General features: G+C 35.7%; 10 protein-coding genes, 1 tRNA gene and 1 pseudogene. 9 read left to right on the forward strand and 3 right to left on the reverse strand.

Features of this window, described 5'->3' with window-relative positions:
- Positions 1-139 precede the first annotated feature (139 nt).
- The 3 genes from JVV30_RS06435 to JVV30_RS06445 all read left to right on the forward strand — a co-directional run bounded on the left by JVV30_RS06435 (position 140) and on the right by JVV30_RS06445 (position 2,476).
- Positions 140-667, forward strand: a complete 528-nt coding sequence (locus tag JVV30_RS06435) for a dihydrofolate reductase family protein (protein WP_239469329.1) — start codon at positions 140-142, stop codon at positions 665-667.
- Between the two features lie 84 nt (positions 668-751).
- Positions 752-1,801, forward strand: coding sequence for an ABC transporter permease (locus JVV30_RS06440; RefSeq protein ID WP_107629358.1), 1,050 nt, complete (start codon positions 752-754; stop codon positions 1,799-1,801).
- A 12-nt stretch (positions 1,802-1,813) separates the two neighbouring features.
- Positions 1,814-2,476: an ABC transporter ATP-binding protein gene (locus JVV30_RS06445; protein ID WP_075109084.1), complete on the forward strand. Its 663-nt coding sequence runs from the start codon at positions 1,814-1,816 to the stop codon at positions 2,474-2,476.
- An 85-nt stretch (positions 2,477-2,561) separates the two neighbouring features.
- Here JVV30_RS06445 and JVV30_RS06450 read toward each other — a convergent pair whose 3' ends face one another.
- A complete protein-coding gene (locus JVV30_RS06450) occupies positions 2,562-3,971 on the reverse strand; it encodes an amino acid permease (RefSeq protein WP_204193742.1) in 1,410 nt (469 codons plus the stop codon).
- Positions 3,972-4,334: 363 nt separating this feature from the next.
- On the opposite strand from JVV30_RS06450, the gene JVV30_RS06455 reads away from it, so the two are divergent.
- From JVV30_RS06455 to JVV30_RS06470, 4 genes and pseudogenes are all read left to right on the forward strand, one after another.
- Positions 4,335-4,958 carry a nitroreductase family protein gene (locus JVV30_RS06455; protein WP_070855389.1) on the forward strand — a complete coding sequence of 208 codons (624 nt, stop codon included), beginning with the start codon at positions 4,335-4,337 and terminating at the stop codon, positions 4,956-4,958.
- Between the two features lie 225 nt (positions 4,959-5,183).
- Positions 5,184-5,849 (forward strand): MBL fold metallo-hydrolase, encoded by a 666-nt coding sequence (locus JVV30_RS06460; protein ID WP_204193744.1) that lies wholly within the window; start codon positions 5,184-5,186, stop codon positions 5,847-5,849.
- A gap of 299 nt (positions 5,850-6,148) precedes the next feature.
- Positions 6,149-6,592: pseudogene (locus tag JVV30_RS06465) on the forward strand (VOC family protein); the annotation flags it as partial.
- A gap of 262 nt (positions 6,593-6,854) precedes the next feature.
- Positions 6,855-7,145 (forward strand): hypothetical protein, encoded by a 291-nt coding sequence (locus tag JVV30_RS06470; RefSeq protein ID WP_053030156.1) that lies wholly within the window; start codon positions 6,855-6,857, stop codon positions 7,143-7,145.
- 240 nt (positions 7,146-7,385) lie between these two features.
- Here JVV30_RS06470 and lip read toward each other — a convergent pair whose 3' ends face one another.
- The gene (gene lip, locus JVV30_RS06475) at positions 7,386-9,602 is read right to left on the reverse strand and encodes a YSIRK-targeted triacylglycerol lipase (RefSeq protein WP_204193746.1); all 2,217 of its coding nucleotides are present in this window, start codon (positions 9,600-9,602) and stop codon (positions 7,386-7,388) included.
- A gap of 372 nt (positions 9,603-9,974) precedes the next feature.
- A tRNA-Ile gene (locus JVV30_RS06480) sits at positions 9,975-10,064 on the reverse strand.
- A 235-nt stretch (positions 10,065-10,299) separates the two neighbouring features.
- On the opposite strand from JVV30_RS06480, the gene JVV30_RS06485 reads away from it, so the two are divergent.
- Together JVV30_RS06485 and JVV30_RS13550 are read left to right on the forward strand one after the other, a co-directional pair.
- Positions 10,300-11,163 carry a trypsin-like serine peptidase gene (locus JVV30_RS06485; RefSeq protein ID WP_107629353.1) on the forward strand — a complete coding sequence of 288 codons (864 nt, stop codon included), beginning with the start codon at positions 10,300-10,302 and terminating at the stop codon, positions 11,161-11,163.
- Positions 11,164-11,689: 526 nt separating this feature from the next.
- Complete coding sequence (locus tag JVV30_RS13550; RefSeq protein ID WP_481906317.1) at positions 11,690-12,565, forward strand: hypothetical protein; 876 nt, start codon at positions 11,690-11,692, stop codon at positions 12,563-12,565.
- The last annotated feature ends 204 nt before the right edge of the window (positions 12,566-12,769 follow it).

Raw genomic sequence — 12,769 nt, forward strand, 5'->3', positions numbered from 1 at the left:
ATTTTACAAGCTAAGCAAGCTGGGGTTACTACGAATTCAAAAGAATTCTGTCCCACTCCTTTCGCCTTTGTCTTTATATTATAAGTCATTATCGGTATAGTTAGGTTCAAACTATATTATAGAGAAAAGTGAGTGGATAATGATGTCAGCAAATATTTGTGCCTATTTAGGCGTATCTGTCGATGGTTATATAGCGGATCAATATGAAAGTGTTCAATTTCTAGAAGAGGTCGAAGGCGAAGGGGATAATGGTTATGCTCAATTTTATGACAGTGTCGATGTTGTGATCATGGGTGGGAATACATTTAGATGGTTACTCAATAATGGCGTTAAGACAAATCCATATGAAGGTAAACGCGTCATCGTAATGAGTACGCAACACGTTACGATAGACTGGGATATTGAATTTTATAGTGGAGACCTAAAGCAATTGTTTACGCAATTTAATAATGACGCACTGGTTTGGATTGTAGGTGGCGGTGCCTTAATTTCTGAGTTAGTGAATTTAAATATGCTAACATCAATGCGCTTAACGCTGGCACCTAACTTATTAGGTCAAGGTATCAGTTTGTTCAATGATATTAAGGATAACGTTCATTTAACGTTGCGAGATGTGACGCAATATAACCAATTTGTAGAACTTAATTATGACATTAATTACAAATAATAAAAAAATTTAAATCAATTTATTGTAATTCTTAATATAAGTATTGCTATACTTGTTAATAATATGCATAAAGGAGGGAAAGACATGTTTCTTGCATGGAACGAAATTAAGCGTAATAAGCTGAAATTTGGATTAATTATAGGCATTCTTGTATTAATTAGTTACTTACTCTTTTTATTATCCGGCCTAGCGAGTGGTTTAATTAATATGAATACAGAAGGCATCAAGAAGTGGAAGGCAGATGCGATTGTCTTAAATAAAGATGCTAACCAAACTGTGCAACAATCAGTCATAAAAACATCAGACGTTGAAGGCAAATTTAAAGAAGAGGCGCCTTTGAAACAAATGGGCGTTATAGCATCAAATGGAGATAGTGAAGAGAATGCGCTACTCTTTGGTGTAACGTCAAATTCATTTTTGATTCCAAAGATTGAGGAAGGTAAAACATTTGATAAAGATAATGATGTCGTCATTGATCAATCATTGAAAGATAAGGGATTCAATATTGGTGATACGATCAAGTTATCTCAATCTGATGAGAAATTACATATCGTAGGGGTATCAGAAAGTGCTAAATATAACGCTTCTCCAGTTATTTTTGCGAATAATAAAACGATGGAAAAAATCAATCCAGCATTATCATCAGATAAAACCAATGCCGTAGTCGTTAAAGATAGTAATTGGAAAGATAAAAAGGTTGATAGTGATTTAGAGGTTATAGGTATCGATGACTTTGTAGAAAACCTACCAGGCTATAAACCACAAAACTTAACAATGAACTTCATGATTACATTCTTATTTGTTATTTCTGCTACAGTCATCGGCGTATTCTTATACGTGATTACATTACAGAAAAAGAATTTATTCGGTGTGTTAAAGGCACAAGGATTTACAAATGGCTTCTTAATGAAGATGGTATTAGCACAAACCTTTATATTAGCCTTAATCGGAACATTAATTGGTTTAATACTCACCTTACTGACAAGTTTAGTCTTGCCTGAAGCGGTACCTGTCCAATTTAATATTGGTACACTCATTATCTTTGGTATCGTCTTAATATTAACGTCACTTGTTGGTAGTTTATTCTCAGTACTATCTATTCGCAAAATCGATCCACTCAAGGCAATCGGATAAGGAGGTGCCACTATGTTAAAATTTGATGAAGTAACAAAAGAATTCCAAGATGGGAATCATATCATTGAAGCAGTTAAACCAACATCGTTATCGTTTGAAAAAGGTGAACTGATAGCCATTGTCGGCCCTTCCGGTTCCGGTAAGAGTACGTTTTTAACAATGGCTGGTGCGTTACAAACACCAACATCTGGTGAAATTTATATCAATGATAAGAAAATTTCGCAAATGAGTCAGAAACAATTAGCTAAAATGAGAATGAAGGAAATTGGTTTTATTCTACAAGCGACCAACTTAGTCCCATTCTTAACAATCAAGCAACAATTCCATTTATTGAAAAGTTATAAAAAAGATGTCTTAAGTACAGAAGAATACGATAAGTTGTTGAATGATTTAGGATTAAAAGAAATTGAAAATAAATTACCTTCTGAGGTGTCAGGAGGACAAAAACAACGTGTCGCCATAGCTAAGGCGATTTATACGCAACCATCAATTATTTTAGCCGATGAGCCAACTGCATCACTTGATACAGAAAATGCAATGGCAGTTATGGAAATCTTAAAAGAACAATCTAAACAACGTCATAAAACGTGTATCATCGTTACTCATGACGAACGTTTAACTAAATTCTGTGATAAAGTCTTTCATATGGAAGACGGACGTCTAAAAGAAAAATAAACAAATGAAAACACCCTCCAAGTAGGCTTTAAGTGGTCCTACTTGGAGGGTGTTTATAATAGGTTGAGATAACTTTAATCAACATCTATTTATCTTGTAATTCTCTCTCTAAATCAGTTTCATCTTCCATCGCGATGGTCGCTTTTTCAGATTCTTTTTTATATTTTTGATACATAATTACCAGTACAATTCCCCAAACTGGTGCAAAGAGTACAGCATAACGTGTACTACTATTGATCAGTAAAACAATAAAGATAAATGCGAAGAAGACTAGAATCGCATACGCCATATATTTGCCACCTGGCATTTTAAATGAACTCTCATTGTGTAATTCTGGGTTTCTTTTCACGAAGCCTAGATAAGCAATCATAATACATGTCCAAATCATAATATTAAGTACTGTTGAGAACGTTGTGATTTGAACGAATACTTTCGTAGCGTCTTTAAATATAGCGTTTAAGATAATCGCAATACTTAATAAACCACATGTTAATAAGATAGCGTAATATGGGACACCATGTTTATTCGTCTTATGTAAGAATGGCGGTCCTTGCTTTCTGCCGGCTAAACCGAATAACGTACGGCTATTAGCGAAAATACCACTATTACATGATGAAGCGGCAGCTGTTAATACAACAAAGTTAATAATTCCCGCTGCAAATGGAATACCAACTAAACCAAATAGTTTTACATATGGACTTTCCGCAGGATCTAATTGATTCCAAGGTACAACTGACATAATTACTGCTAATGAACCGATATAGAATATTAATATACGGAAAGGTACGTTGTTAATTGCTTGTGGGATTGTTTTATATGGGTTCTTAGTTTCCCCTGCAGTGATACCGATTAACTCAATACCAATAAATGAGAAGATTGCCATTTGGAAGGCCATTAAGAAACCAGAGATGCCGTTAGGGAAGAATCCACCATAACGCCAAATATTCGATACACTTGCTGTACCGTAGTCAGTCTTCATTGCGAAGACAACCATCACAATACCTACAACAATTAACGCAATAATTGTTATTACTTTAATTAGTGATAACCAGAATTCTAGTTCACCAAATAGTTTGGCGCTGAATAAGTTCATGCCAACAAGTACAAGAATTGTAAATGCGACAGTTAACCAGTTCGGTATTGCTGGATACCAAAACTCAACATATTTCGCGACAGCTGTTACTTCAGCCATGCCTGAAATAATCCATGTGAGCCAATATGTCCAACCAACCATGAACCCTGCCATTGGACCGATGTGATGATGCGCGATATCCCCAAATGATTTAAATCCTAAATTAGATAATAAGATTTCTCCCATTGCACGCATAAACATAAATAATACGAAACCAACGATAATGTATGTAAGTAAAATCGATGGACCTGCTAAATGAATGGATGCACCGGCACCTAAGAATAAACCAGTACCAATCGCACCACCAATTGCAATCAGTTGTATATGCCTATTGCTTAACTCCCTTTGTAATTTATCTGCCATAATGTTCGTCCTTTCATGAGTATATACATGACTTAAGGTTATGACTGACTATAAATACCCTTAATAATTAGTTAAATAATTGTATTAAATTATGTAATTAATTTTTTTGTTAAGATTAATGATACCCTATTTATTAATTTTTAATCAATTGATAATTAAATGCCGGGCTATTTTAACAAGCACAGGTACATGGATTGAAATCATTGTGATACATCAAATCAGTGGTTTCATTGGCGCTTTCGTTACTAAGGAAGACTGACGTTAGTCTAAAGTGTGATAACATCGGGAAACAAATCATTGTACATAGATGCTATTTGCATTTAAATTATAACTAGAGAAAATGAATAGAAAGTAGGCTAAATCATGCTTAATGACTTTAATGAAATATTAGAAGGTCGTAGATCAGTTAAAGGTTTCGACCCAGACTATAAAATTCCGCATGAGGAAATGAATGAGATGATTGCAAAAGCAACCAAAGCACCTTCATCAGTAAACATGCAACCTTGGCGTTTTGTTGTGGTTGAAAGTGACGAAGCGAAAGCGAAATTGCGTCCATTGATTCAATTCAATACGAATCAAAATGACACATCATCAGCAATGATTATTATCTTCGGCGATTTACATTGCTATGAAGAAGGCGAATATATTTATGAACAAGCGGTGCTTAATGGGCACATGCCACAAGAAGTTAAAGAACAAATGTTGCCAATCGTGTTAGAGAATTATAAAAATCGCACACGCCAATCAATGAATGACATTGTGAAAGTAGATAGTAGTTTAGCCGCTATGCAATTGATGTTAGTAGCAAAACAACACGGTTACGATACAAATCCAATTGGTGGCTTTGAACATGAAGAAATCGGAAAAGCATTTGGCTATGATTTAGAACGTTATGTACCTGTCATGATTGTCGCTATCGGTAAGAAAGCTAAAGAGGCACATACATCATTCAGAATGCCAGTTGATCGTGTCATCGACTATAAATAATACGTTAAACATATCATGCAAGACACAGTAGCGAACGCCATTGACAACTGTCGATAACAAGTTTTGGCTACAGTCATCCACATGGTGGGGCGGAACAGTAAATTCATGATGAATGCTGTTTCGCCCTTTTTAATTAAAATAAAGACCATGAACATGAACGGTCATATTCAATATATAGAAAAAGGGTATAGCTAAAGACGCAGAAATTCACAAAGGGTGATTCACATGGAAAATAAACAATTCGAGACATTAACACACATAGAAAAGGGATTATATGAAACTACAAAGGCAGTCTTACCATTTGATAAACGTTACCGTATCAAATCATTTGTATTAGAGCGACCATCAGGCAATATCATCATATATCATTCTCCAGGGTTAAATGAGGCAGATTCAGATATTCAATTATTAGGTGGTGCGACGCGCGTTTTAATGAATCATGAGCATGAATCTCTAGGTGGACACCCTCGGATTGATGTACCGTTTTGGATTCATCGAGATGATGTAGCCGCTATACGTCATACAGTGGCCATTGATGGGCAGTTCGAACAACGGGAGGCAATTGCAAATGATTTGGAAGTCATTCCTACACCCGGACATACGCCTGGTACAACCATGTTTCTATGGAATAATGGTGAGTATCGCTTCCTGTTTACTGGTGATTTTTTATGTGTAGAAGGTGGCGAATGGCGTACTGTGATATTGAGTTCAAGTGATCGAGACGCATCGATTAGAAGCTTGGAGATGATTCGTGATTTAGCGTTTGATGCGATTGTACCTTGGGTTGCGATTGAGGGTGAAGACGCAATTTATTATGTTGAGAATGAAGAGGATAAACAAAATAGAGTGCAAAAGATAATTGACCGTGTTCGTCGTGGTGAAAATACGTAAACATAATATGAATAGTTTATTAAACGGGGGGATAGCATATGAATATCAATAGAGGCATTAATCATATTGGACTGACTGTACCTGATATCGAAGCGGGAGTGGGACAGAATTATTTTTAAATTCGTCGTCCCTCTCCCAACTCGCTTTGCTTGTAGAATTTCTTAGTGAAATTCTTTTTGTTGGGGCCCCGCCCGCAAGGATGACTAGAACTGAAAAAGCTTGATTTAAGCGCATTTCAGTTCAGTCAGCTACTGCGAATTTGCAAAATAGCACCATCATATTATTTATGTCCCAGGCTCCTTAATGGCAAGATTGCCTATGATAGTCAACGAAAGAACGACGTGCCACGTGGTGGAGAAACGGTTGAACGCATACTTGGCTTAGAAAAAGGGGCCGCCATTATTCATAAACGTATGATGGTCTTTGGCAATGGACCGAATATCGAAATGTTTGAATTTAAAGATGCGTATCAAGGTCAAGTGCAATCATTACAGGATATTGGTTTTACACATATTTCATTTTATATCGAGGCAGAACATTTTGATGAAGCTGTTAAACAGTTAACGCGTGCTGGTGGACAGCCGATATCTGAGCCTCATGCGAATACAAAATATGAAGATACGGAAGGTAACCGTACCGTTTATGTGAAAAGTCCGTGGGGAAGCTTAATCGAATTACAAACCGTACCGAATGGATTTTACTATCCAGATGATAGCGAAGCAGCCGTTTTTGTGCCGAAATAGTTAGACGATTGATTAGTGAAAAATATATCAATATTCATTAATATGACACATTTGTCATATTTAAAAATTTAAGTATTTTCTCCTTTTGAATTAAGGTATAATGCCTTTATCAAGCCTTTCAAGGGGCTTAATGAGCTAGATGTTATAGGGGAATTCGGGCTGTTTGATAGATACTATTTTGAATATCTATGCTTAAAAAGGGTATAAATTTAAAGACATAATTTTTTTGATATGTCAACAAAATTTTAAGGGAGTAATAGTCATGATTGATATTCAAATTCAAAAATCAGAATTAATCGAAGCAATTGAAAGTATTGTAAAAGAAAAAGTATATGTTGAAAGTGACGATGCATGTGAAGTATTAGCGACTGAGATTGTCAATGGCTTGGAAGAGTTGAATAGCGATGAAACGCAAGCGAATAATTTGCTAGGTCTAAATAGTGAATTGCAGCACAAGGTTGATCAATCAAATGGCGCAATCGATAAAGTAACCGTCTCCACTGCAGGTAATGCCTCCAGTAACGTACAATCTATGAATGCGCGTGCGAAATAGTCAGTCGTGGTTAACATAATCATGATGAACAAGAGACCTTTCAAGTACAATGGCAATCAACGACAAATGATAAGCACCACCTATGTTAAGAAGCAAATGCTTTTTAAGATAAGTGGTGCTTATTTGATTTGTCATTTATTTATGAAAATAAGACTTTCAAAATATTAAATAAAGAACCTATTAATTGAAGCACAGTACCAGACATGAGAGGACCTCCCTTCGGTTAGATTGAAATATGTGTTAAGCCTCACGTGTTAGCGACTCACTTTGAACTAAATCATCGGCTAAACTATGCCAAAATTGTTGTAGTTCGTCTCTAGTACGCTTCGTATCAGAACTATCTTGACCTACAAAATCGATATGGTCCCAATCATGTTTCGTTGGAGTGACTTGCCAAATGCCTTTTTGATTCGTATCTGTAGCTTGAGTAAAGGCTTGATTAAATGGATGTTGTGACGAAATAACAGACACTAAGCCATCATTTTCTCGCCATTCTTTTTCAGCTACCTTACCGATCACATTAGCAGTAAGGGTGAACGGGAAATATAAATTTAAATCTGATTTTTGACGTCCGAATAATGATGCATGTGTTGATTCACCAGTGTATGTTTTATATAAAATATTTGGATTTAAAGATGTTTGGCGATTAAGATTTGTCGCGCCTTCACGTGTTAAATCATAAAAGCCATTGTCTTTTGTTTGCCATAATTTAGAATCTTTAACACGTTTGGCGTAGTCGATATAAGATTCATTCGGTTGTTGTTTTAGACCCCATTGAGACAGACCGAAGTCTACACGTGAATCTTTATTGCCAAGTACTTTTCCTGCGTCAAAGACAATTTGACGAATAAGCGCCTCGTTACCTAATAAATCTGATGCATGTGTGCCGTTATGTGGCGTACCAAGCGTTGTTATGGAAGAAATCATATTGTCGTGTTGACCTTGATATAATGGTGAAATTTCGCCACCATGAACACGTTGGTATTCCTGTTCTTCTGGATTACCATTTCTTAATAGTGCCTCTAATTGACGAATGGTCTGACCACCCATACTATGTCCAACTAGATGGACTTTTTGACCTGGTTGCCAATCTTTATAGACACCTTCGTATGTTTTGCCGTAACGCTGATGACCATATTTGGCAGCGTGTGCAGCCCCATAATCAACCGTTCCACCTTTAATATAGTAATAAAGTTCAACGGCACGATCGTAGTTACTACCAAATGCACTAATACTTGCTTCATAAGATTCATAACCGTTTTCTTCTAAATCTTGGCGAATGTTTAATTTATCGCCACCCCAATAATGTGCTAATACAGATGGGCTTATATCATCAGTAAAACCACTAAAGCCGTGAACTAAAATAATAGGATCTTGGTTTTTATACTGAGCTTGTTTCGCAACTTTATTGGTTTGATCTTTTGTGCCACTTGTCGCTTGAGATTTAGATTGCGTATTGGTTGTTGCGACTGCATTATTTTTAAGTGTATTTAACCCTGATTGTGCATCTTTATCTTCCTTAGAAGGGTTGTCGTTATTGAAAGGGTTAGTTTGCGCATCAATAGAAATGTTAACATGATCGCCCTTTTCTGTGTTGAGATTTTGTGATGCTTGAGTTGTCGTTGTCTCTTTTTTAGTTATCATTTGTTGCTGTGACGGTGTGGTTGATTTAAGTGCCTCGTTTTGATGGTTATCTTTTAGTTGTGATGGCGCTTGTTGATTGTCGTCTTTTGATTGAGTGGATTGCGTTGACAGTTGTTGTTCAGTTGCGCCACTCTTGCTCGAATGTACGTCATTTGAAGACACACTTGTATCCTTAGATTTAACAGTATTTGAATGTGGTTGATTTAAGTCCGCTTGTTTAGTTTCAGATGTTTGGTTAACTTGTGGTTCAGTATGTGGTGTCACTTTCTTAGTTGAATCATCCGTCTTCGATGATGGTTCAGATGATTGTAAAGATCGTTCATCTTGTTCTAATGATGCTGCGTGTTCTGTTGATGTGACTTCGTTAGTAGTTGTTTTAGAAGTTGGTGTTTCAGTTGAATGTGTTTGTTGAGAAGTTGATGTCACTTCTGTGTGTTGATTGTCTGTATTTGAATCTGGCTTCTCAGATTCTTCAGTAGAAGGTTGATGCGTCTCGTTGGAAGAAACATGATTCTTAGATGCATCCGTTTGATGAAGTTCATTATGTAAGCTTGTTTGATTGTTATTTTCATTTTTAATTTGAGACACATTGTGCTTTGCTTGTTCAACGGATTGAACTTGTCCCTTTTGAGCCTCTGGTGTGTCATTATCCCCAATAGATTGTGCTGACGCCGTATCAGGAGTTCCCAATTCCTGTTGTTTCTCGGCTGCCTGTGCTGAGCCACCTCCCATGAATAGCAATGTCGCTACTACAATTGATGACGCACCTACGCTTAATTTACGAATACTAAATCGGTTCTCTTTTGTTTTCATAAACAGCACCTCTATTTTATTTAATTTTTGAAAATGTAAATCAGTGAATCCATGTTAGATAAATAAATTAATAATTAGACGTGGTAAGAATTCAAACAATTTGCTAAATATCGCCTTAATTTCTTCCATAATGACCTTCCTTTCTTTTGAAAAGAGAAAACGTTTGCAGAACTAGATAAAAAAATATGTATTGATAAGGACAGTTCAAGTGGAAAAACGTATCTCTTTCAAAGTAATTTAAACAAATAGTAACCTTGCTCACTAGCAATTGTCAATGACTTAGTAGGAATCGTTTTTTATATGGCAACGAGTTGGGACGATCTTTAAATCATAAAAAAGACTGAAACGATCATCGTTCCAGTCTAGAAATAGCGGAGAGGGAAGGATTTGAACCAACGCGAGCAAAAAGCTCCTACCAATCATAAATGATTGGCCTCTTTAGCCAGGCTTGAGTACCCCTCCATAAATATATTTTTTAAATATGTTTTACAGTTTACCTCTATCAATTTATTTTGTAAACGAAAAATACTTTGTTTTTGTTATTAAATTAAAAAATAAGTCTAAAGTTTTATTAATTAATAAGTCTAAAGACGTATATTGTCCGACTAATATCATATAATAATATTGAAAAATTATTATATTAAGCGATGTATGTCGTGACATAGCTATATAAAAGAAAGGTATTGAGGAGAATAATATGTGGAAATCAAAAGTTGGTAAAACATTTATTGCAAGTGTAGTGATTGGAACAACGATGTTTGGTTATGCTAGTCATCATGATGAAGCGCAAGCTGTTGGTAACTATTATTATGATGGCTTACATGCAGGTGAGTACTCAGGATATTTAAAAGCTAAAAAGATCAGTAACAGTTCAATTTCAAACAAATATTATCCAAATGCATCCCAAAGTAATTTGAAATCTATTGGTCGTGTTTCGAATTTAAATGGTTGGAAAGTGGGGATTCCAGAATATAAAGGACAAGACTCAATGGGTACTGGTACGGTTATTGGTGCGCATACTTTTGTCACAAATGGACATGTTATTGATGATAAATATGGTAAAGCCGCAGCACCAAAATATATTAAATTTCAATTGAATCGTAATGGTAAATCAATACCTTATACTTTTCATGCAAATGAAGTCATTAAGGTACCGCAATATGATATTGCGATAGTCCACACTAAAGAAAATATGTCGAAGTATGCTAAACCGATACGTATTGCGACAGATTCAGAAATTAAAAAGTTGAAATTTAATACACCATTATATTCATTAGGTTACTCAAAAATTAATGGTGACAATACGAAACCATATCTTAGTAAATTTCGCGTAACACAATTTTCCCCTAATGGTTCAGAAATTCAAACGAAAGACATTTTTAGATCAGGTGCGTCAGGTTCGCCTATGTTAAATAGCAAATATACTACAATGTACGGTATGAGAACGTATGGACACAATTTAGGTGGTACTGCTACCGATATGTATGCTAAGCAAGAAGCTTCTGGAGGAGAATCTTTCAAAGGATATGCTGGCAAATTTGTTCGTCAACATATTAAGTAATTTGATTAAATAAATTGAATTACAAGCGTTTCGCAATTTATTTTACAAAGGGAGTAAAGGGTGGAGAGAAATGAAGAGAAATTATTTAATGATTGGTGCGCTTACTGGAACAATGTTATTAGCTGGTTGTAGTTTAAGTGACTTTGGTCTTGGAAATGGAGCATCCGACGATAATAACAAATCATCACAAACGGATAAATCGAATAACGATAGTAATTCGAAATCTGATAATAGTACTAATAATAAGAAAAATAATGATGCGAATTCAGTAAACAGTGTTAAAGATTTAAATCAAGCAGAGAAAGTGGCATTAGCGCTAAGTGATGACAGTGTGTCTAATATAGCGATAACTGCCAATGATTTAAAGCGTCATTCATACATTGAAAATAGTAATACTGGGAAAAGGCAACAAAGTATAGATAAATACGAATTACAAGCAACTGGAGAAGCAGTTGAAGACGCACCAGAAGGGATGACATTTTATAGTGCTTCACCTGGCAAAGGATCCTTTGCGACGTTAATCGGTGTGAGTGATGATAAAGTAGCAGTAATAGGTACGCAAAATATAGGCAAATATCAACAATTTATTCAATCCGACTTAGGATATGAACTTGATGTTAAAGATTTATATCATAAATATGGCAAAGATTCGGATTATAAGAAAGTGGCAAAACAAATTTCGATTAGTGGCGGTTCTAATAGTACGCATTCGGCCGACAGTAATGATAAAAATACGAAAGAATACTTTGCTAAAGTGTGGCTGACAGCACGAAATGACGCGGATGAAATATTTAATGGAGAAGACCATACGTATGAACCTATAGATATGTCGGGCAAACCGATTAATTCATATAATGAAGATGCGTCAGAGGTGTACCCTGAGGGAACGATCGTATTAGCACCGTCTGTTAATGCGTTAGGTCACATTACGTTTAAAGATAATAATGATGGAACAGTCACATTTTATGATGTACCAAGTCATTTCCAAGATCATCGTTGGATTGAAGATGGCTACTCTAAACAAGAAACTGCTCGAATTTTAAATAATGGTCAAACGAAGAAGATGAAGAACGCGTCAGATTCAGAAATTGAAAAGGTAGCAAGTCATATTACGTCAGAAACAGCTAGACAACCTGAAGATTTCGATAGTTCAAACTCAGAAGATAACGATAATAGTTCAAGTGATGAAACGGTGACACGCGATAATGTGATTGATAAAGTCGAAGCATACGAAGGGCATACCTTAGATACAGACACATACACTTATAAAGAACCAGAAAAAAATTCTGACGGCGATTGGGGCTTCTCATTTACTGATAAAAATGGTGAATTAGCTGGATCATATATAGTAACCTCAGACGGTAGCGTTACGAAATATGATGAAAACGGAGAAGAAGAATAAGTTAATAATATATAAGGCACCTCGTTAATTTAGTGATGTTCACTAAATTAACGAGGTGCCTAATTTATTGTAATTTGGAGATACATAGTTGAATTACGAAAATCTCTTTGCTGGGGAAAAGAAACGTAAGTGTTCACACACTGACGTAAGTAGTTCTAATGATTAAAATCAAAGAACTGCTTTAGAGCCTTTCCCACAGGAAAG

This window comes from Staphylococcus sp. GDY8P47P, assembly GCF_016892225.1.
In the GTDB taxonomy this organism is placed as follows: domain Bacteria; phylum Bacillota; class Bacilli; order Staphylococcales; family Staphylococcaceae; genus Staphylococcus; species Staphylococcus borealis.

Bases quoted from the DNA above. Each gene is read 5' to 3' on its own strand.
- JVV30_RS06460 (WP_204193744.1), top strand. From the start codon at position 5,184: ATGGAAAATAAACAATTCGAGACATTAACACACATAGAAAAGGGATTA.
- JVV30_RS06450 (WP_204193742.1), bottom strand. From the start codon at position 3,971: ATGGCAGATAAATTACAAAGGGAGTTAAGCAATAGGCATATACAACTG.
- JVV30_RS06435 (WP_239469329.1), top strand. From the start codon at position 140: ATGATGTCAGCAAATATTTGTGCCTATTTAGGCGTATCTGTCGATGGT.
- JVV30_RS06445 (WP_075109084.1), top strand. From the start codon at position 1,814: ATGTTAAAATTTGATGAAGTAACAAAAGAATTCCAAGATGGGAATCAT.
- JVV30_RS06440 (WP_107629358.1), top strand. From the start codon at position 752: ATGTTTCTTGCATGGAACGAAATTAAGCGTAATAAGCTGAAATTTGGA.
- JVV30_RS06470 (WP_053030156.1), top strand. From the start codon at position 6,855: ATGATTGATATTCAAATTCAAAAATCAGAATTAATCGAAGCAATTGAA.
- JVV30_RS06485 (WP_107629353.1), top strand. From the start codon at position 10,300: ATGTGGAAATCAAAAGTTGGTAAAACATTTATTGCAAGTGTAGTGATT.
- JVV30_RS06455 (WP_070855389.1), top strand. From the start codon at position 4,335: ATGCTTAATGACTTTAATGAAATATTAGAAGGTCGTAGATCAGTTAAA.
- lip (WP_204193746.1), bottom strand. From the start codon at position 9,602: ATGAAAACAAAAGAGAACCGATTTAGTATTCGTAAATTAAGCGTAGGT.